This is a genomic window from Cryobacterium fucosi, assembly GCF_004403515.1.
Taxonomy (GTDB): Bacteria; Actinomycetota; Actinomycetes; order Actinomycetales; family Microbacteriaceae; genus Cryobacterium; species Cryobacterium fucosi.
Map to the genome: position 1 here is coordinate 34848 of NZ_SOHH01000071.1, position 19070 is coordinate 53917.

Genomic DNA, 19070 nt, shown 5'->3' on the forward strand with positions numbered 1-19070 from the left:
AGTCCACCATGGCATCAGCAGCAGACCGCGAGAAGGCACTCGACACCGCGCTCGCCCAGATCGACCGCCAGTTCGGCAAGGGCTCGGTCATGCGTCTGGGCAGCGACGAACGCGCCCCCGTCGAGACCATCTCCACGGGCTCCATCGCCCTGGACGTCGCGCTCGGCATCGGCGGACTCCCGCGCGGTCGCATCGTCGAGATCTACGGCCCGGAGTCCTCCGGTAAGACCACCCTGACCCTGCACGCGATCGCCAACGCGCAGAAGGGCGGCGGAATCGCCGCCTTCATCGACGCGGAACACGCCCTCGACCCCGAATACGCGAGGAAGCTCGGCGTCGACATCGACGCCCTCCTGGTCTCCCAGCCCGACACCGGCGAGCAGGCGCTCGAAATCGCCGACATGCTCGTGCGCAGCGGATCGATCGACCTGATCGTCATCGACTCCGTCGCCGCGCTGGTGCCTCGCGCCGAGATCGAGGGTGAGATGGGCGATTCGCACGTCGGACTCCAGGCCCGCCTGATGTCCCAGGCGCTGCGCAAGCTCACCGGTGGCCTCAGCCAGACCAACACCACCATGATCTTCATCAACCAGCTGCGAGAGAAGATCGGCGTGTTCTTCGGCAGCCCGGAGACCACCGCCGGCGGAAAGGCGCTCAAGTTCTACGCATCGGTCCGACTCGACATCCGCCGGATCGAAACCCTCAAGGACGGCACCGAAGCTGTCGGCAACCGCACCAGGGTCAAGGTCGTCAAGAACAAGATGGCGCCGCCGTTCAAGCAGGCCGAGTTCGACATCATCTACGGCATCGGGATCTCCCGTGAGGGCAGCCTGATCGACTTCGGCGTCGACCAGGGCATCGTCAAGAAGTCCGGAGCCTGGTACACCTACGACGGAGACCAGCTCGGCCAGGGCAAGGAGAACTCCAGGAACTTCCTGCTCAAGAACCCCGACATGGCCAACGAGATCGAGAAGAAGATCCTCTTCAAGCTCGGCGTCGGCCCCGAGGGTGCCGCGGCGAAGAAGGCCCAGATCGCGGCCGACGCCGCAGCTGCCGCAGCCGCGGACGCCGCGGCCAAGGAAGCCGGCGTGGACGCCAAGTCCGCCCCGGCGAGGCTCGCAGCCCGCAAGGGGGCGTAGCCTCGATGGTGCACTTCGAACCGTCCGACGAGGTCACCCCGATCAGCGCGGCCCGCGCGAAGAGCAAGGCCAGGGTCGCGGCGAAGGCGCTGTCCGCCGAACCGGTCGACGCGGCAGCCGCGTCGGGTGCGGCCACGGGATCGGAACCGGGATCGGAACCGGGTTCGGCCGCCGCGCCCGACCGGATGCTGGCACCGGTCACCTACCTGCCCGGGGCTTCACCGACCGGTTCCGCAGGAACCGGGGAGGCCCATCAGGTGGACGACTCGCACCCCGTGGACGAGTATGCCCTCGTCGCGGTGGCCGCCGAGGCAGCCGCAGCCGCCGAGGCGGTCGAGCGGGAGCATGCGGAGCAGGTGCTGCTGCAGCGGCTGCGCGCACGCTCGCTCTCGGCCACCGAGGCACGCACGATTCTCGCCGGCACCGAGATCGCCGAACACGAGATCGACGAGGTCATCGATCGGTTCGCCGAACTCGGCTACATCGACGAGGGCAGGCTGGCCGACCAGATCCTGCACAGCCACCACGAACGCAAGGGTCTCGGCCGGTCCGGGGTCCAGACGGAGATGCGCCGACGCGGGCTCGACCACGACCTGATCCTCGAGAAGCTCGAAGAGCTGCCGGACGACGAGGAGGAGCGCGCCATCGAACTGGCCTGCAAGCGGGTGCAGCAGCTGGGCCGCCTCGACGACCAGACGATCGACCGTCGACTCACCGGGTTCCTCATGCGCAAGGGCTACGCCTCGTCCACGGTGCGGCTGGCCGTGAAGGCGGCCCTGGCGTCCCGTTCCGGTTCCGGTTCCGGTTCCGCGGGAACATCCCGCGTGCGGTTCCGCTGACCTGGCCGGTCTTTCCCGCGCTCAGGGTTCCACGCGTAAACTGAGGCCACTATGACCCGCAGCACCCCCGCACCCCCATTCTCCGGCGCCGTGACGCTGAGCCCACCGGCAGCGAGCACGGGGGACGACCCGATGACCCGCACCCGCACCCTGATCGCGCCGTCGACCGCAGCCCGCGCCGCGGACGGCCGGGCGCGCACCTACGAGGTGCGCACCTTCGGCTGCCAGATGAACGTGCACGATTCCGAACGCCTGAGCGGTTCGCTCGAGGCGGCCGGTTACGTTCCCTCCGCCGGCGAGGAGGCCGACATCGTCGTGCTCAACACCTGCGCCGTGCGGGAGAACGCCGACAACAAGCTCTACGGCAACCTGGGCCAGCTGGCCTCGGTGAAGCGCCGCCACGAGGGCATGCAGATCGCCGTCGGCGGCTGCCTCGCCCAGAAGGACAAGGACACGATCCTGGCGAAGGCCCCCTGGGTCGACGTCGTGTTCGGCACGCACAACATGGGGTCGTTGCCGAGTCTGCTCGAACGGTCCCGTCACAACGGCCAGGCGCAGCTCGAGATCCTCGAGGCGCTGGAAACCTTCCCGTCCACCCTGCCGACCAAGCGCGATTCCAGCTACAGCGGCTGGGTGTCCATCTCCGTCGGCTGCAACAACACCTGCACCTTCTGCATCGTCCCGGCGCTGCGCGGCAAGGAGAGGGACCGCCGCCCCGGCGAGATCCTCGCCGAGATCCAGTCCCTCGTCGACGACGGCGCCATCGAGGTCACCCTGCTCGGCCAGAACGTCAACTCCTACGGCGTCGAGTTCGGCGACCGTCTCGCATTCGGCAAGCTGCTGCGCGCCGCGGGGCGGATCGAGGGGCTGGAGCGCATCCGTTTCACCAGCCCGCACCCCGCCGCGTTCACCGACGACGTGATCGACGCGATGGCCGACACCCCGGCGGTCATGCCGCAGCTGCACATGCCCCTGCAATCGGGCTCCGACCGCATCCTCAAGTCGATGCGGCGTTCCTACCGCTCCGCCCGCTTCCTCGGCATCCTCGACCGGGTGCGGGCGCAGATGCCGCACGCGGCAATCAGCACCGACATCATCGTCGGGTTCCCCGGCGAGACCGAAGAGGACTTCCAGGAAACCCTCCGGGTGGTCGAACAGGCCCGGTTCGCGACCGCGTTCACCTTCCAATACTCGATCCGGCCGGGCACCCCCGCCGCGACCATGGCCGACCAGGTGCCCAAGGAGGTCGTCCAGGACCGTTACGAACGCCTCGCCGCGCTCCAGGAACGCATCTCCTGGGAGGAGAACCAGGCCGTGATCGGCCGCGAGGTCGAGCTGCTGGTCGCCAACGGCGAGGGCCGCAAGGACGCCGACACCCATCGCCTGAGCGGCCGCGCCCCCGACAGCAGGCTGGTGCACTTCGACGTCCCGGCGGGCTCCGAGCTGCCGCGACCCGGCGATGTCGTCACCGTGACCGTGACCCAGGCCGCGCCGTTCCACCTGATCGCCGACTCCCTCGACGGCTCCCCGCTCCGGATCCGGCGCACCCGCGCCGGCGACGCGTGGGACCGGGCCGAGGCCGAGGCCTGCGGTGTGCCCAGCCACGGCGGGGCAGCCGCGACCGGCGGCGCCGTCTCGCTCGGAATGCCGACGCTCGGCCTGCCGTCCGCCGGAATTCCTGCCGCCGAGCGCGGCGCGGTCTCGACGATGCCGATCTACGACGTCACCGACGGGGAGCGCTAACCGGGTGGACGACGTCGACACGGGGGCGGACGCAGACCCGGGACTCGTCGTGATCGTCGGGCCGACCGGTACCGGCAAGTCCGAACTCTCCCTCGACCTCGCGGAACGGCTTGTCGCGCGCGGCCGGACCGTGGAGATCGTCAACGCGGATGCCATGCAGTTGTACCGGGGAATGGACATCGGCACCGCGAAACTGTCGGTGGCCGAGCGCCGCGGCATCCCGCACCACCTCCTCGACGTGCTGGCGGTGACCGATGAGGCCACCGTCGCCCGGTACCAGGTGGAGGCCAGGGCGGCCATCACCGAGATCATCGGGCGGGGCGCCGTGCCCATCCTCGTCGGCGGCTCCGGCCTCTACGTGTCGGCGGTCGTCTTCGATTTCCAGTTCCCCGGCACCGACCCCGTGCTCCGGGCGCGGTTGGAGGCCGAACTGGCCGAGTTGGGCCCCGGCGCGCTCTACACCCGGCTGAAGGCCGTCGACCCGGCCGCCGCCGTGCGGATCGGCGCGAGCAACGGTCGCCGGCTCGTGCGGGCGCTGGAGGTCGTCGAACTGACCGGAGCCCCGCACGCCGCCGCGCTTCCCGGCGAACCGGTCTACTGGCGGCCGAGCGTGACCGTCGGCCTGCGCTCGCCCCGGGAGGAGCTCACGTCCCGCCTCGACGCGCGCGTCACCGCGATGTGGGATGCCGGCCTGCCCGACGAGGTCGAGGCGCTGATCCCCGCGGGGATCGAAACCGGGGTGACCGCCAGCCGGGCCATCGGCTACGCGCAGGCGCTCGGCCAGTTGCGCGGCACCCTCAGCCGCGCCGAGGCGATCGAGCAGACCCAGCAGTTCACCCGGCGCTACGCCCGGCGGCAGGTCAGCTGGTTCAAGCGGTCCCCGCACACGCACTGGATCGAGTCCGCCGCCGCCGACCGGGTGCACCAGGCCCTCGAACGGATCGACAGCGGGACGCCGGCGGCGCCGTCCTCCTAAACTGGACCCATGGGACTGGATCTGAACTTCACCAAAGGCCATGGCACGGGCAACGACTTCGTGTTGTTCGCCGACCCCGACGGCCGGATCGACCTCACCCCCGATCAGATCCGCGCCGTCTGCGACCGCCGGTTCGGCATCGGCGGCGACGGCATCATCCGTGCCGTACGGTCCCGCAGCCTCGACGCGGGCGCTGCCGCGCTGGCCGAAGACGAGCAGGCCGAATGGTTCATGGACTACGCGAACGCGGACGGCACCGTCTCGGAGATGTGCGGCAACGGCATCCGCGTGTACACCCGGTTCCTGCTCGAGCAGGGCCTGGCTACGCTCGCCGGCGGGGAGACCCTCAGCATCGGAACCCGCGGGGGAGTGCGGGACGTGCAGCGCGGCGGATCCGGCTACCAGGTCGACCTCGGCCGGTGGAAGCTCGACGGCGGCGAACCGCTCGTGCGGGCGAAGAACCTCGCAGTCGCCCGCCCGGGCCTCGGCATCAACGTCGGCAACCCGCACGTGGTCGTGGCCCTGGCCGACGACGCCGAATTGGAAAACGCCGACCTCACGTTCGTTCCGCAGCTCGACCCGGATCCCGCGGCCGGGGCGAACATCGAATTCGTGGTGCCGAACGACCCCCTCGTCGTCGACGGCGTCGGCCGCATCCGGATGCGCGTGCACGAGCGCGGCAGCGGCGAGACCCTGTCCTGCGGCACCGGTGCCGCCGCGGCGGCCCTCGCGACCCGGCACTGGGCCGGGGTGGGGGCGCCCAACCAGTGGCGGGTCGAGGTCAGGGGCGGTGTGCTCGGCGTGCGGATGTTCCCGACCGAGGACGGCGAGCACGTGTCGCTGTCCGGCCCGGCCGAGCTGGTCTTCGACGGGGTCTTCCGGCTGGCCTGAGAACGTGCCGGGCGGGCGCCGTCGTCAGCCGTGGCGCTTGACGCGCAGCACCCGGAAGCCCTTGCTGATGGCGTGCCGACTGGTGCCGAACTCGTCGGGCAGGTCGCCGTCGAGCCAGCGCTGCAGGGAGTCCGAGCCGAGGTTGCGCTGCACGACGAGCCAGGCATCCGAGTCGGGCTCCAGGCGCGGCAGCCAGGTGTGCAGGAGGTTGTGCAGCTCGCTCTTGCCGACCCGGATCGGCGGGTTCGACCAGATCGTGCGGAAGCTCAGATGAGCCGGCACCTGGTCCGGCAGCACCGCCGTGACGTTGGTCAGCCCGAGCTTCTCCGCGTTGAGTCGCACCAGGTCGAGCGCGCGCTCGTTCACGTCGACCGCCCAAATGGTCGCACGGGGCGAGGCGAGGGCCAGGTACAGGCTGATCGGACCCCAGCCGCAGCCGAGGTCGAGGAAGTCGCCGCCCGGCGGCGGGGTCGGCGCGTGGCCGATCAGGACCTGGGTTCCGGTGTCGATGTGGTCGGGGCTGAAGACCGAATTGGCGGTCGTCACCTGCCGGTCCTCGCCGCCCAGCGAAACAGTGATCTGCCTGAGTTTCAGGGCGCTGTCGGGTGCCGGGGTGAAGTAGTGGTCTGAGGCCATAGTAGGGAACCTATCGTGCTTCGAGGAACTAAGGTTAAAGGAATGATTGAGCCAACCGAGCACGACAACGACGACGATGTGGTAGCGCGCGTCCTGGCCAGCGCAGACAGCAAAGCCGCCGGCTATTCGCTCTTCCGGAGCGGCTCCGCGCAGGCGCTGCAGGCCGACTCCTCCACGCCGGAGTCCGACCAGGGCCACGACGGTGCGCAGCAGGACCGTGAGGACCGCAACGCGCTACGCCGGGTGCCCAGCCTTTCCACGGAGCTCGAGGACGTCACCGAGGTCGAATACCGGCAGCTGCGGCTCGAGAACGTCGTCCTGATCGGCCTGTACACCCAGGGCACAGTGTCCGACGCGGAGAACTCGATGCGCGAGCTCGCCGCCCTCGCCGAAACAGCGGGCGCGACCGTGCTCGACGGGCTGATGCAGCGCCGGGCGAAGCCCGACGCGAGCACGTACCTCGGCAAGGGCAAGGCCGAGGAACTCGCCGGGATCGTCAAGGCGATGGGCGCAGACACCGTGATCGCCGACACCGAACTCGCCCCCAGCCAGCGGCGCGCGCTCGAGGACGTCGTCAAGGTCAAGGTCATCGACCGCACGGCCGTCATCCTCGACATCTTCAGCCAGCACGCCAAGAGCCGGGAGGGCAAGGCGCAGGTCGAACTCGCCCAGCTCGAGTATCTGCTGCCGCGCCTGCGCGGCTGGGGCGACTCCATGTCCCGCCAGGCCGGTGGCCAGGTCGGCGGCGCCGGTGCCGGCATGGGCTCCCGCGGACCCGGTGAAACGAAGATCGAGCTGGACCGTCGCCGCATCCACACCCGGATGTCCCGGCTCCGCAAGCAGATCCTCGAGATGAAGCCTGCCCGTGAGGCCAAGCGGGCCAACCGCAAGCGCAACTCCGTGCCATCCGTCGCCATCGTCGGCTACACCAACGCAGGCAAGTCGAGCCTGCTCAACCGGATCACCCGGGCCGGCGTGCTCGTCGAGAACTCCCTCTTCGCCACCCTCGACGCCACCGTGCGCAAGTCGACAACGGCCGACGGGCGCCTGTACACCCTCACCGACACCGTCGGCTTCGTGCGTAACCTGCCGCACCAGCTGGTCGAGGCCTTCCGTTCCACCCTCGAGGAAGTGGCCGACGCCGACGTCATCGTGCACGTCGTCGACGGTTCTCACCCGGATCCGGCGAGCCAGCTGGCAACGGTGCGCGAGGTGATCGGCGAGGTCGGCGCCAGGGAGATCCCCGAGATCGTCGTCTTCAACAAGGGCGACCTCGTCGGCGAGGACGACCGGCTCGTGCTGCGCGGCCTGTGGCCCGACGGCATCTTCGTCTCCGCCCGCACGGGGGAGGGCATCGAGGAGCTTCTCGCGGCCATCGCCGAACGGCTGCCGCGCCCCACGATCGAACTCACCCTGCTCATCCCCTACGAGCGCGGTGATCTGATCGCCGCTCTGCACGAGCAGGGGCAGGTCCTGTCGACGGAGTACGCCGAAACGGGAACCCAGGTGACCGCCCTGGTCACCCCGGGTATCCAAACCCAGTTCACCCCGTTCGCCGTGCGGCCCGCCGTCAGCGCCTGACCCGGATCTCGACAAGCTCGATCACCGGGACTGTCTCGATCACCGGGGGCGCCGGTGGTCGAGCTTGTCGAGACCGGGTCGGGGGATCTCGACGGGCTCGATCACCGGGTCGGGCTCGATCGCCGAGGGAGTCGGTGGTCGAGCTTGTCGAGACCGGGCCGGGGGATCTCGGCGGGCCCGATCACCGGGTCGGGCCCGATCACCGGGACGGGCTCGATCACCGGGGCGGGCTCGATCACCGGGACGGCGCGAAACAAAAAGTCACAGTCCGGCGACCCCCGAGCGGGGTTGCTAGAGTCTCATTCAATCGTTGCCGCCGAGGTTCACCCTGGCGGCATGGAGCGACAGCCGAGCCCGGCATCCGCCCGCGAACACCCGCCAGGCCTGCCTGGCGGTCCGCGGCCGCCCGGCCCCCGCCGGTGCGGGCAACTGTCGAATGAGGTGCACATGGAAAAGACGTCGGACCCGGCCTGTCCCGGTCGAATCCCGTTCTCTTTCGAGCTCTACCCGCCGAAAACGGAGTCTGCGGCCTCCGCGCTGAACACGACGATCGCCAGCCTCGCCGCGGCCGGCCCGGACTTCATCTCGGTCACCTACGGCGCCAACGGATCGTCACGCCGATCGTCGCTCGACGTGCTCACCCACATCCTCCGCACCACCACCGTCGACCCGATGGCGCACCTGACGTGTGTCGGCTCCTCGAACGCCGAGGCAAGCCGGCTGATCCGCGAATTCCTCGATGCGGGCGTGCGCAGTTTCCTTGCGGTGCGCGGGGACCCGCCGCAGGGGACGCCGGAGGGCGCGGCGCTCCTCGGCGACCTGCGGAGCGCGGGCGAGCTCGTGCAGCTCATCCACCGGGTTCAGGCCGAGAAGGTGCCCTACCGCGAGACCGTGATCCCCGGCCTGCCCGGCGCGCGGAACGTCAAAACCGAGCGGGAGAAGGTGCGGATCGCCGTCGCGGCGTTCCCGAACGGCCACCCTCGGTCCCGCTCGGCCGAGCAGGACATCGACACCCTCCTCGCCAAGCAGGCGGCCGGGGCGAACCTGGCCATCACTCAACTGTTCTTCCACGCCGACCACTACCTGAGCTTCATCCAGCGGGCCAGGCAGGCCGGCGTCGAATTCCCGATCATCCCCGGGATCATGCCGGTCACCAGCCCGGCCCGGCTTCGGCGCATCCTCGAGCTCTCCGGGGAGGACCTCCCGTCCGAACTCTCGATCCAGCTCGAGGTCGAACCCACCGACCAGGGCCAGCGGGAGATCGGCATCCGTCACGCCACCGACCTGGCCAGGGAGCTGATCGCCGGAGGCGCCCCCGGGCTCCACCTCTACGCCTTCAACCAACACGAAACCGTGCTCGCCGTGCTCGACGGCTGCGGTCTGCTCAACCCGTCCACCCCCGTCGCCCGCCTCGTCAAGGAGTCCGCATGACCACCTCACCCGTCTTCCCCTCCGGGACCATCCTCGGCTACCCGCGGATCGGCCCCCGCCGCCAGCTCAAGAAGGCCGTCGAGTCGTTCTGGGCAGGCACGATCAGCGCCGCCGAGCTCGAGGACACCGCGGCGGCACTGCGCCAGGCCACCAGGAATCGCCTCGTCGCCCTGGGTCTCGGCGCCGACGACTCCTCGATCCCGGGCTCGTTCTCCTTCTACGATCAGGTGCTCGACGCCCTGTGCACCGTTGGGGCCGTCCCCGCCCGGTACGCGTCCCTGGTGGGCGCAGACGGATGCATCGACCTGGCCGGGTACTTCACCCTCGCCCGCGGTGAGGGCGAGAACCTGCCCCTCGAGATGACGAAGTGGTTCGACTCCAACTACCACTACCTCGTCCCCGAAATCGGTCCGGAGACCGTCTTCTCCCTCTCCAGCGACCGCATCGTGCGGGAGTTCGCCGAAGCGAAGGCGGCCGGATACCTCACCCGCCCGGTCATCGTCGGCCCGGTCACCTTCCTCCTGCTCAGCAAGGCGAGCGACGAAGCGCCCGCCGGCTTCTCCCCGCTGGACCGCCTCGACGATCTGCTCCCGGTTTACGCCGCGCTGCTCCAGCGACTCGCCGAGGCCGGCGCCGAATGGGTGCAGCTGGATGAGCCGGCCCTGGTCAGCGAAAGCATTGACGCGCCCAGGGCCGAGGCCGTCGCCGCGCTCGGCTGGGCCTACGACACCCTCGGCCGACTTGCCACGCGGCCGGCCATCTTCGTCGCGGCGCCCTATGGCAGCCTCGACGACGCCCTCCCCGTGCTCGCCGGGACACCGGTCGACGCGATCGGGCTCGACCTCGTGCGCGGGGCGCTCCCTCTCGACGCCCCCGGTCTGGCCGGGAAGACCCTCGTGGCCGGGGTGATCGACGGCCACAACATTTGGCGCGGCGATCTGGCCGGCGCCCTCGACAAGGCCGAACGGCTCGCCGAGCTCTCCCCGCGGGTGACCGTGTCCACGTCCACCTCGCTCCTCCACGTTCCACACGACGTCAACGACGAGAGCGCGCTCGGAGACGAGCTGCCCGGCTGGCTGGCCTTCGCCGACCAGAAGGTCGGACAGGTCGCCACCCTGGCCCGTGGCCTGTCAGAGGGCCGGGCAGCCATCGCGGCCGAGCTGGCGGCAGCATCCGTCGCGCTCGAGGCCCGGCGCAACGCCCCCGGGGTGCGAGACGGCGCGGTGCGCGCCCGGGCCGCAGCACTCACCGCCGACGACTTCAGCCGTGGCGACTACCAGGCGAGACTTGTCGCCCAGGATGCCGCCCTCGGGTTGCCGCTGTTGCCGACCACGACCATCGGGTCATTCCCGCAGACCGGGGACATCCGGCGCGCCAGGGCCAGGCACCTCACCGGTGCGCTGTCCGCCGGCGACTACCGCGACCTGATGGAGGCGGAAATCGCCCGGGTCGTCGCTCTGCAGGAGGAGATCGGCCTCGACGTGCTCGTGCACGGCGAACCCGAACGCAACGACATGGTGCAGTACTTCGCCGAGCAGCTCGACGGCTTCCAGGTGACCGAGAACGGCTGGGTGCAGTCCTATGGCAGCCGGTGCACGCGACCGTCCATCCTCTGGGGCGACGTGTCCCGGCCACGACCGATCACGGTCGACTGGTCGACCTACACCCAGGGGCTGACCGCGAAACCGGTCAAGGGAATGCTCACCGGACCGGTCACGATCCTCGCCTGGTCGTTCGTGCGCGACGACCAGCCGCTGGGGGACACCGCCCGGCAGGTGGCGCTGGCGCTCCGGGACGAGATCGCCGACCTCGAGGCGGCCGGGATCGGCCTCGTCCAGGTCGACGAACCGGCGCTGCGCGAACTGCTCCCACTGAAGAAGAAGGACCACGCCGACTACCTCGACTGGTCGGTCGGCTCCTTCCGCCTCGCAACGGCCGGGGTGGCCGACGCCACCCAGATCCACACCCACCTCTGCTACTCGGAGTTCGGGGTGGTGATCGACGCCATCCGGAACCTCGACGCCGACGTCACCAGCATCGAGGCCGTGCGGTCCCGGATGGAGGTCGTCGCGGACATCGAGGCCGGCGGGTTCGACCACGGCATCGGCCCGGGCGTGTACGACATCCACTCGCCGCGAGTGCCGAGCGTCGCCGAGATCACGGAGCTGCTCGACCGGGCCCTCGAATCCATCCCGGAACGACAGGTCTGGGTCAACCCGGATTGCGGTTTGAAGACCCGCGGCTATGCGGAGACCGTTGAATCGCTGCACAACATGGTGACGGCAACCCGTGCCGTGCGCGCGCGCATCGGCGCGAACGCCCCCGCGTAGGCACGGGACGCAGAACGGCCCTGCCGGAAAACCGACAGGGCCGTTCCCGCAGCAGGTGATCAGACCGAGCGCAGCACCGCCACGATCTTGCCGAGGATCTCGGCGTGGTCTCCGACGATCGGTTCGAAGTTGCTGTTGCGCGGCAACAGCCAGATGTGGCCATCACGCTGGCGGAGGACCTTCACCGTCGCCTCACCGTCGAGCATGGCCGCAACGATCTCGCCGTTCTCGGCCGTCTTCTGCTGGCGGACCACAACCCAGTCGCCATCGCAGATGGCCGCGTCGATCATCGACTCGCCGACGACCTTGAGCATGAACAGCTCGCCCTTGCCGACCAGCTGGCGGGGGAGTGGGAATATCTCGTCGATCTGCTGGTCCGCCATGATCGGCACGCCGGCCGCGATCCGGCCGACCATCGGCACCATGGCCGCATCGCCGACCTGCACGCCCGACTGGTAGCTTTCGGAACCGCCTGCGGACACGTCCTCCGGCGAATGCGGAATCTCGATCAGGACCTCGAGTGCGCGGGGCCGGTTCGGGTCGCGTCGGAGGTAACCGCTCAGCTCGAGCTGGTTGAGCTGATGGGTGACGCTCGAGAGCGAGGACAGGCCGACGGCGTCGCCGATCTCCCGCATGCTCGGCGGATAGCCGCGCTGGCTCACCGAGCGCTGGATCACATCGAGGATGGCGAGTTGTTTCTCGCTGAGGCTCTTGCGCCGCCTGGTGCCGCCCTTGTCGCGGGAACCGCTGGTGTCCTGCGTCACGATGTCGCTCCTCGTCTCAATGAAACCGGTCGGGGCGGCGGTCGAAACCGCCGCTCAACCCGAATGTCGGTGGTGTCTGGTTGATTCAATCCAGACAATCGAAACTGTATCCATCCCAGGCACGATTCACAAACATTCATTCGAGTGTGTCGTGACTATTTTTGAGAAACACCGGAAATTTCCCTTGATTATTCGAAGAATCGAATATACATTCGGAACATAGGTTCGCATCCGGCTCTCCCGGCCGAGAGCCGGATGCGTTTTTACACAGGAGGTACGACATGAGCAGTGCAATGGGAATGACCGCCATCGGAAGCAACGGGGCACTCGGCCTGGGCGTCGCCGACATGGCCAGTGACATGGCCCCCGTCCGCACCCGACTGCACCTCACCCGACGCGGTCGCGTCGTGTTCACGACGCTCGCAGCGATTCCCCTCGCCGCCGTCGCACTCGCCCTGGCCCTCAACGGCGGAATCGCCGCCGCCGAGGGCACGCACGTCGGCGCTGGCGTCGCCGACGCGGCCACCGTCTTCGACTACGTCACCATCCAGTCGGGCCAGTCCCTGTGGCAGCTGGCCGAGACCATCGCCCCCACCTCCGACCCGCGGGACGTGATCGCCGGGATCGTGAGCCTGAACCAGCTCCCCTCGGAGAGCGTGCAGCCGGGTCAGCGCCTGGCCCTGCCCGCCAGATTCTGAACTCGCCCGGGGGTCCGAGCGGCTCCCCGAGCTGCTCCCCCCAGGGCACCCGGGCATCCCCGGTAGCATTGGGGGAGTGACCAGTCTCAACGACCTGCCCCTCCGCGACAATCTGCGCGGACTCACCCCCTACGGAGCACCCCAGCTGCACGTGGCCGTAGCTCTCAACGTGAATGAGAACACGCACGGGATCCCCGACGCCGTCGCCCGTGACATCGTCGCCGCGATGACCGAGGCCATCCGCACCATCAACCGCTACCCCGACCGCGAGTTCACCGAGTTGCGGGAGTCGCTGGCCCGGTACCTCGGACACGGTCTCACCCGGGAGAACATCTGGGCGGCCAACGGCTCGAACGAGGTGTTGCAGCAGGTGCTGCAGGCCTTCGGCGGGCCGGGCCGGTCGGTCCTCGGCTTCGCGCCGACGTATTCGATGTACTCCCTGCTCGCCTCAGGCACCGGCACCCGGTGGATCGCCGGCACCCGCGACGCCGACTTCGAACTCACTCCGGCGACCGCCACAGGATGGGTCGACACGGTGTCGCCCGACCTCGTCTTCCTCTGCTCCCCGAACAACCCCACCGGCACGCCGCTGTCTCTCGACACGATCGCGGCGGTGTACGACGCGACCGACGGAGTCGTCGTCGTCGACGAGGCCTACGCCGAGTTCGGCCCGTCCGGCGCGCCGAGCGCCCTCACCCTGCTGCCCGGGCGGGAGCGGCTCCTCGTCTCCCGCACCATGAGCAAGGCGTTCGCGTTCGCCGGCGCGCGGGTCGGCTACCTTGCCGCCGACCCTGCGGTGACGGACGCCCTCCGCCTGGTACGCCTGCCGTACCACCTGTCCGCCCTCACCCAGGCCGCCGCAATCGCGGCCCTGGCGCACACTGCCGAGATGCTCGCCATGGTCGACGACATCCGCGGTCAGCGGGACCGCCTCGTGGCGGAGCTCGCCGTGCTCGGCTACAGTCCCCTGCGGAGCGCGAGCAACTTCGTGCTGTTCGGCGGGGTGGACGACCCCAGGGGCACCTTCGAGGCGCTGCTGGCGGAGGGCATCCTGGTGCGTGACGTCGGGATACCGGGGCACCTGCGCGTGACGGCCGGCACCGAGGCGGAGACGAGCGTGTTCCTCACGGCGCTGGCCGGGCTCGGCCAGCACTCCGTCGTCCAGCCCAATAAACTGTTGGAATGAGCCTGACTTCCACGACATCCTCGCCCCGCGTCGCCCACCTTCAGCGGGAGACCAGCGAGTCGAGCATCGACCTGACGCTCAACCTGGACGGCACGGGAGTCTCGGACGTCCAGACCTCCGTCCCCTTCTACGATCATCTGCTGACAGCGTTCGCGAAGCACTCGCTGACCGACCTCACCGTTCGCGCCCGCGGCGACATCGAGATCGACGTGCACCACACGGTGGAAGACATCGGCATCGTGCTCGGCCAGGCGATCCGCGAGGCGCTCGGCGACAAGTCGGGCATCTCCCGTTACGGCGACGCTCTCGTGCCGCTTGACGAGGCCCTCGTCCAGGCCGTCGTCGACATCTCGGGCCGCCCGTACCTGGTGCACCTCGGCGAGCCGGCCGGCTTCGAGTTCCACCTGATCGGCGGCCACTTCACCGGGTCGATGGTGCGTCACGTCTTCGAGGCGATCTCATTCAATGCCGGCCTCACCGTGCACATCACCGTGCAGGGCGGCCGCGATCCGCACCACATCGCCGAAGCCGAATTCAAGGCGTTCGCGCGCGCGTTCCGTCAGGCGAAGGCGCTCGACCCGCTCGTCTCCGGCATCCCGTCGACCAAGGGCGCGCTGTGAGCCGTGTCGTCGTGTTCGACTACGGCACCGGCAATGTGCACTCGGCCGTCAAGGCGCTCGAGCTGGCCGGGGCCGAGGTCACCCTGACCGGCGACCGGAAGGTGGCTCTCGAGGCCGACGGCCTCGTCGTTCCGGGGGTGGGGGCGTTCAGTGCGGTCATGTCCGCGCTGAAGGCCGTGCGCGGAGACGAGATCGTCGACCGCAGGATCGCCGGCGGACGTCCCGTCCTCGGCATCTGCGTCGGAATGCAGGTGCTCTTCGAACACGGCGTCGAGCGCGGGGTCGACACCGAGGGTCTGGGCGAATGGCCCGGCACCGTCACCCGCCTCGAGGCACCCATCCTCCCGCACATGGGCTGGAACACCGTCACGGCCGCCGAGGATTCGGTGCTGTTCCGGGGCATCGAAGAGGAACGGTTCTACTTCGTGCACTCCTACGCCGCGCAGGAATGGACCCTCGAGGTCATGCCGCCGTTCCCGAAGCCCCGGCTGACCTGGGCCGAACACGGCGTCCCGTTCCTCGCCGCAGTCGAGAACGGACCGTTGTCGGCCACCCAATTCCACCCGGAGAAGTCCGGGGAGGCAGGCATCCGTCTGCTCTCCAACTGGCTCGGTTCGCTCCGCGACTAGCCGGTCCCGTTGCCTGACCCTGGGCGCCGCGCGCCCACCCGATCTGAGGACTCCCATGACTGAGCATTCCCCCACCCCGCGTCTCGTTCTCCTGCCCGCCGTCGACGTGGCCGGGGGCAAGGCCGTGCGCCTGACCCAGGGCGAGGCCGGCACCGAGACCAATTACGGCGACCCGGTCGACGCCGCCCTCGACTGGGCTCGGCAGGGCGCCGAGTGGATCCACCTGGTCGACCTCGACGCGGCGTTCGGCCGCGGCAACAACACCGAGGTGATCCGAAACGTGATCCGCTCGCTGCCCGGCGTGCGGATCGAACTCTCCGGCGGCATCCGCGACGACGCGTCCCTCGCGGCCGCGCTGGGCGCCGGCGTCAGCCGGATCAACCTCGGCACCGCGGCGCTTGAAGACCCCGAATGGGCGGCCCGGGTGATCAACGAGCACGGCGACGCGGTCGCGGTCGGTCTCGACGTGCGTGGAACGACCCTCGCGGCACGCGGCTGGACCAAGGACGGCGGCGACCTCTGGCAGGTCCTCGCCCGTCTGGACGATGCCGGCTGCGCCCGGTACGTCGTCACCGACGTCACCAAGGACGGCACCCTGCAGGGCCCCAACATCGAGTTGCTCCGCCAGGTGATGGAACGCACCGACCGCCCGGTCGTGGCGTCGGGAGGAATCTCCAGCCTCGCCGACATCGCCGCGCTGCGCGAGCTTGTCCCGCTCGGCCTCGAAGGCACGATCGTGGGCAAGGCCCTTTACGCGGGCGCCTTCACCCTGGGCGAGGCACTGGATGTCGCCGGCGCATAACCTCGGCTCCACGGGCGAACCGGCCGGTCCCGCCGATTCCGCCGGGCAGCCGTGGGCCGGCCGGGAATTCGAGGAGAACACCCACGCGGCCGACGACGGGGCGGCGCCCGAGCCGCTACTCGCCGCCCTCGCGCTTTTCCGGACCCGCGAGGCAGGGGAGGAGAGCGTCGTCGACGCCATCCGCACGGCCCGGCTGCTCATCCCGCTCATGACCGCGCTCGGCGACGCCGGCGTCGGCCCGACCGGGCTCGTCATCGACAAGACCCAGGAGCTCTCGATCATCACCGTGGCCGGCCCGGACGGCCGCGGCGTGCTGCCCGTGTTCTCCTCGGCGGCCGCGATGCGGTCCTGGAACCCCGAGGCCCGTCCGGTGCCGTCCGACGGGGTGCGGGTGGCGCTGGCGGCGGCCCAGGAAGACACGGACCTGGTCGTGCTCGATCCGACCACCGACACCGAATTCGTCATCCGGCGCCCCGCCCTCTGGGCCATCGCCCAGTCGCAACCGTGGACGCCCAGCTATGCCAGCAGGCAGGTGGCGGATGCCTTCGCCGCCTCGATCGCCACCGAGCTGACGGTCCTGGGCGTCGAGCTCAGTGCGGGGGACCCGCAGTCCCGCCTGGCCGGCCCCGAACTGACGGTCCGGCTGGAACTGGTCGACGGGCTCACCCAAACCGAACTCGACGCCACCCTCGCCCGGCTCGCCGCGCGCTGGTCGGCCAGCGATGTCATCGCCACCCAGGTCGATTCCCTCCGGGTGCAGCTCAGCGGGTCCTCCTAGGCCGCTCGGGACCGCGGCAGTCGAGCCTCACCCACGGTGGTCGAGCCTTACCGCCGGTGGTCGAGCCTTACCGCCGGTGGTCGAGCCTTACCGCCGGTGGTCGAGCCTTACCGCCGGTGGTCGAGCCTTACCGCCGGTGGTCGAGCCTTACCGTCGGTGGTCGAGCCTGTCGAGACCCCGGATCTCGACAAGCTCGATCACCGACCTCGCCCGCGGTGGTCGAGTCCGTCGACCCCGGTCGGCACTCCTTGATTCGTTTGGTCCAGGGTCACCGACCTGGCGTGCGCGCGGCCTCGCGGGCGGCGGCCTGGAGCCGGGTCCGGTCGATGCCGAGCCGGCCCAGGACGCGACTGCTGGTCCCCTGCTCCAGCTCCGCGACCGCGTGAACGACATGGGCGCTCCTGAGCATGCGAGGACGATCCAGTTTGGAGAGCGCGAGTGCCCGCTGGAACACGAGCTGTGCGCTGCCCGAGGTCTGAAACGGACCTTTCGGCGTCCGGCCGCGTTGCAGATCCTCGCCCAGTTCGCGTGTCTCCGCTTCAGCCGCTGTGAGCAGCGCCTTCATGAAGCGGATGTCCCGGATCTTGTTTCGGAAGTCCATCAGGTGGTTCCCTTCTGGTCGCGTGCGGTTCGTCGAGTGGGGGATAGTCGTTTGTGTGCGGCCTGGGCGGTCATTCCAAGCGCCTGGCCGATCTGGTTCCAGGTCCAGCCCTGCGTCAGGGCGTGGTCGACGGTGGACCGCTCAAGGGTGCTCGCGAGTCGCCGCAGGGCGATGACCGCGGCGAAGGCCTCCACCGGCTGGTCAGGGGTGGGGATGTCTGCCGAATCGAACATGCATCAACTCTAGTTGATGATTCCATCGTCTGTCAACCAAAGTTGATGATTCTCGTCGATCGGCTCGTGGTTGATGTCAGTCGGATCGTGGATGATGGTGCCATGACCGAGGTGCTGCAACGATTCTCACCGGCCACCAGGGCGTGGTTCGGCGAGGCATTCGCGGCGCCCACCCCGGCCCAGCTCGGCGCGTGGGACGCCATCTCCCGCGGCTCGCACGCGCTCGTCGTGGCGCCGACCGGCTCAGGCAAGACACTCGCGGCCTTCCTCTGGGCCATCGACCGGCTGGCCTCCCGGGCAGGAGAAGCCGGCCCGACCGGCGCCGCACCTGCAGCAACGGTGCCGGCGCCCACAACGACCGTGCTGTACATCTCCCCGCTCAAGGCCCTCGGCGTCGACGTCGAACGCAACCTCCGTGCCCCGCTCGTCGGCATCACCCAGGCCGCGCTTCGGCTCGGCCTCGAACCGCCGCGGGTGAGCGTCGGCGTGCGCTCCGGAGATACGCCGGCCGCCGACCGGCGCCGCCTGGTCAAGGTGCCGCCCGACATCCTGATCACCACACCGGAGTCCCTTTTCCTGATGCTCACCTCGGCTGCGCGGGAATCGCTGCGCGGCATCGACACGGTCATCATCGACGAGGTGCACGCCGTCGCCGCCAGCAAGCGCGGAGCGCACCTCGCCGTCTCCCTCGAGCGGCTCGACGATCTGCTGGCCGCCCCGGCCCAGCGGATCGGGCTGTCCGCCACCGTGCGCCCCGCCTCCGAGGTCGCCCGATTCCTCGGCGGCTCCGCGGCGGTGGAGATCGTCTCCCCGGCCGCCGGGAAACGGTTCGACCTGCGCGTCGTGGTCCCCGTGGACGACATGAGCCAGGTCGGCCCGGTCGAGCCGAGGGAGGGCCAGACCGCGGCATCCGCACCGCAGACGGGGTCGATCTGGCCGCACGTGGAGGAGGCGATCGTCGACGAGGTGCTCGCGCACTCCTCCTCCATCGTGTTCGCGAACTCCCGGCGGCTGGCCGAACGCCTCACCGCACGCTTCAACGAGATCTATGCCGGGCTGCTGCGGGACGCCGAGGCTGGCGACGAGGGCACCGATCAGACGGCCGAGGCCACGGCGGCAACGGATGCCCGCGCCGCCGAGCAGGCGGCGCACCGCCGGCCGGCCGAGCTCATGGGCGCCAGCGGCCGGAGCGC

General features: G+C 69.8%; 19 protein-coding genes. 15 read left to right on the forward strand and 4 right to left on the reverse strand.

What is annotated here, in order from left to right:
• The first annotated feature begins 8 nt into the window (after positions 1-8).
• The 5 genes from recA to dapF all read left to right on the forward strand — a co-directional run bounded on the left by recA (position 9) and on the right by dapF (position 5588).
• A complete protein-coding gene (recA, locus tag E3T48_RS10460) occupies positions 9-1139 on the forward strand; it encodes a recombinase RecA (RefSeq protein ID WP_134523999.1) in 1131 nt (376 codons plus the stop codon).
• An 8-nt stretch (positions 1140-1147) separates the two neighbouring features.
• Entirely contained in the window at positions 1148-1978 is an 831-nt protein-coding gene (locus E3T48_RS10465; protein WP_166789693.1) for a regulatory protein RecX, read from the forward strand.
• Between the two features lie 132 nt (positions 1979-2110).
• Positions 2111-3721 (forward strand): tRNA (N6-isopentenyl adenosine(37)-C2)-methylthiotransferase MiaB, encoded by a 1611-nt coding sequence (miaB, locus tag E3T48_RS10470; RefSeq protein WP_134524019.1) that lies wholly within the window; start codon positions 2111-2113, stop codon positions 3719-3721.
• Between the two features lie 4 nt (positions 3722-3725).
• On the forward strand, positions 3726-4697 hold the full coding sequence (gene miaA / locus E3T48_RS10475) for a tRNA (adenosine(37)-N6)-dimethylallyltransferase MiaA (protein ID WP_134524001.1): 972 nt from the start codon (positions 3726-3728) through the stop codon (positions 4695-4697).
• Positions 4698-4706: 9 nt separating this feature from the next.
• Entirely contained in the window at positions 4707-5588 is an 882-nt protein-coding gene (gene dapF, locus E3T48_RS10480) for a diaminopimelate epimerase (protein WP_134524002.1), read from the forward strand.
• A 24-nt stretch (positions 5589-5612) separates the two neighbouring features.
• Here the strand turns inward: dapF and E3T48_RS10485 are convergent, their stop codons facing one another.
• Complete coding sequence (locus E3T48_RS10485) at positions 5613-6224, reverse strand: class I SAM-dependent methyltransferase (protein ID WP_134524003.1); 612 nt, start codon at positions 6222-6224, stop codon at positions 5613-5615.
• Between the two features lie 42 nt (positions 6225-6266).
• On the opposite strand from E3T48_RS10485, the gene hflX reads away from it, so the two are divergent.
• From hflX to metE, 3 genes are all read left to right on the forward strand, one after another.
• Entirely contained in the window at positions 6267-7805 is a 1539-nt protein-coding gene (gene hflX / locus E3T48_RS10490; protein ID WP_134524004.1) for a GTPase HflX, read from the forward strand.
• A gap of 447 nt (positions 7806-8252) precedes the next feature.
• Positions 8253-9236 carry a methylenetetrahydrofolate reductase gene (locus E3T48_RS10495; RefSeq protein ID WP_134524005.1) on the forward strand — a complete coding sequence of 328 codons (984 nt, stop codon included), beginning with the start codon at positions 8253-8255 and terminating at the stop codon, positions 9234-9236.
• Positions 9233-11566, forward strand: a complete 2334-nt coding sequence (gene metE / locus E3T48_RS10500; RefSeq protein WP_134524006.1) for a 5-methyltetrahydropteroyltriglutamate--homocysteine S-methyltransferase — start codon at positions 9233-9235, stop codon at positions 11564-11566. Before E3T48_RS10495 ends, metE begins: the two co-directional genes overlap by 4 nt.
• Positions 11567-11625: 59 nt before the next feature.
• Here metE and lexA read toward each other — a convergent pair whose 3' ends face one another.
• The gene (lexA, locus tag E3T48_RS10505; protein WP_134524007.1) at positions 11626-12330 is read right to left on the reverse strand and encodes a transcriptional repressor LexA; all 705 of its coding nucleotides are present in this window, start codon (positions 12328-12330) and stop codon (positions 11626-11628) included.
• A gap of 281 nt (positions 12331-12611) precedes the next feature.
• On the opposite strand from lexA, the gene E3T48_RS10510 reads away from it, so the two are divergent.
• The 6 genes from E3T48_RS10510 (at position 12612) to E3T48_RS10535 (ending at position 17043) form a co-directional block, all read left to right on the forward strand.
• Positions 12612-13028, forward strand: coding sequence for a LysM peptidoglycan-binding domain-containing protein (locus tag E3T48_RS10510; protein WP_241986762.1), 417 nt, complete (start codon positions 12612-12614; stop codon positions 13026-13028).
• Between the two features lie 76 nt (positions 13029-13104).
• Positions 13105-14214: a histidinol-phosphate transaminase gene (locus tag E3T48_RS10515; RefSeq protein WP_134524008.1), complete on the forward strand. Its 1110-nt coding sequence runs from the start codon at positions 13105-13107 to the stop codon at positions 14212-14214.
• Positions 14211-14834 (forward strand): imidazoleglycerol-phosphate dehydratase HisB, encoded by a 624-nt coding sequence (gene hisB / locus E3T48_RS10520; RefSeq protein WP_134524009.1) that lies wholly within the window; start codon positions 14211-14213, stop codon positions 14832-14834. Before E3T48_RS10515 ends, hisB begins: the two co-directional genes overlap by 4 nt.
• Positions 14831-15463 carry an imidazole glycerol phosphate synthase subunit HisH gene (gene hisH, locus E3T48_RS10525; RefSeq protein WP_134524010.1) on the forward strand — a complete coding sequence of 211 codons (633 nt, stop codon included), beginning with the start codon at positions 14831-14833 and terminating at the stop codon, positions 15461-15463. The genes hisB and hisH overlap by 4 nt, the downstream gene beginning before the upstream one ends.
• 55 nt (positions 15464-15518) lie before the next feature.
• Positions 15519-16265: a bifunctional 1-(5-phosphoribosyl)-5-((5-phosphoribosylamino)methylideneamino)imidazole-4-carboxamide isomerase/phosphoribosylanthranilate isomerase PriA gene (gene priA / locus E3T48_RS10530; protein WP_134524011.1), complete on the forward strand. Its 747-nt coding sequence runs from the start codon at positions 15519-15521 to the stop codon at positions 16263-16265.
• Positions 16249-17043, forward strand: a complete 795-nt coding sequence (locus E3T48_RS10535; protein WP_134524012.1) for an SseB family protein — start codon at positions 16249-16251, stop codon at positions 17041-17043. The genes priA and E3T48_RS10535 overlap by 17 nt, the downstream gene beginning before the upstream one ends.
• Before the next feature lie 268 nt (positions 17044-17311).
• On the opposite strand, the gene E3T48_RS10540 is transcribed toward E3T48_RS10535, so the two are convergent.
• Positions 17312-17644, reverse strand: coding sequence for a hypothetical protein (locus E3T48_RS10540; protein WP_134524013.1), 333 nt, complete (start codon positions 17642-17644; stop codon positions 17312-17314).
• A complete protein-coding gene (locus tag E3T48_RS10545; protein WP_134524014.1) occupies positions 17644-17877 on the reverse strand; it encodes a sigma-70 RNA polymerase sigma factor region 4 domain-containing protein in 234 nt (77 codons plus the stop codon). Before E3T48_RS10545 ends, E3T48_RS10540 begins: the two co-directional genes overlap by 1 nt.
• 102 nt (positions 17878-17979) lie before the next feature.
• Here E3T48_RS10545 and E3T48_RS10550 point away from each other — a divergent pair.
• Positions 17980-19070, forward strand: a 1091-nt coding sequence (locus E3T48_RS10550; protein WP_134524021.1) for a DEAD/DEAH box helicase, incomplete at its 3' end; no start/stop codon positions are given.

What these genes read in the sequence shown, in the direction of transcription:
- recA (WP_134523999.1), top strand. Translation starts at nt 9, where the DNA reads ATGGCATCAGCAGCAGACCGCGAGAAGGCACTCGACACCGCGCTCGCC.
- miaB (WP_134524019.1), top strand. Translation starts at nt 2,111, where the DNA reads ATGACCCGCACCCGCACCCTGATCGCGCCGTCGACCGCAGCCCGCGCC.
- dapF (WP_134524002.1), top strand. Translation starts at nt 4,707, where the DNA reads ATGGGACTGGATCTGAACTTCACCAAAGGCCATGGCACGGGCAACGAC.
- E3T48_RS10485 (WP_134524003.1), bottom strand. Translation starts at nt 6,224, where the DNA reads ATGGCCTCAGACCACTACTTCACCCCGGCACCCGACAGCGCCCTGAAA.
- hflX (WP_134524004.1), top strand. Translation starts at nt 6,267, where the DNA reads ATGATTGAGCCAACCGAGCACGACAACGACGACGATGTGGTAGCGCGC.
- E3T48_RS10495 (WP_134524005.1), top strand. Translation starts at nt 8,253, where the DNA reads ATGGAAAAGACGTCGGACCCGGCCTGTCCCGGTCGAATCCCGTTCTCT.
- metE (WP_134524006.1), top strand. Translation starts at nt 9,233, where the DNA reads ATGACCACCTCACCCGTCTTCCCCTCCGGGACCATCCTCGGCTACCCG.
- E3T48_RS10510 (WP_241986762.1), top strand. Translation starts at nt 12,612, where the DNA reads ATGAGCAGTGCAATGGGAATGACCGCCATCGGAAGCAACGGGGCACTC.
- hisB (WP_134524009.1), top strand. Translation starts at nt 14,211, where the DNA reads ATGAGCCTGACTTCCACGACATCCTCGCCCCGCGTCGCCCACCTTCAG.
- priA (WP_134524011.1), top strand. Translation starts at nt 15,519, where the DNA reads ATGACTGAGCATTCCCCCACCCCGCGTCTCGTTCTCCTGCCCGCCGTC.
- E3T48_RS10535 (WP_134524012.1), top strand. Translation starts at nt 16,249, where the DNA reads ATGTCGCCGGCGCATAACCTCGGCTCCACGGGCGAACCGGCCGGTCCC.
- E3T48_RS10540 (WP_134524013.1), bottom strand. Translation starts at nt 17,644, where the DNA reads ATGGACTTCCGAAACAAGATCCGGGACATCCGCTTCATGAAGGCGCTG.
- E3T48_RS10545 (WP_134524014.1), bottom strand. Translation starts at nt 17,877, where the DNA reads ATGTTCGATTCGGCAGACATCCCCACCCCTGACCAGCCGGTGGAGGCC.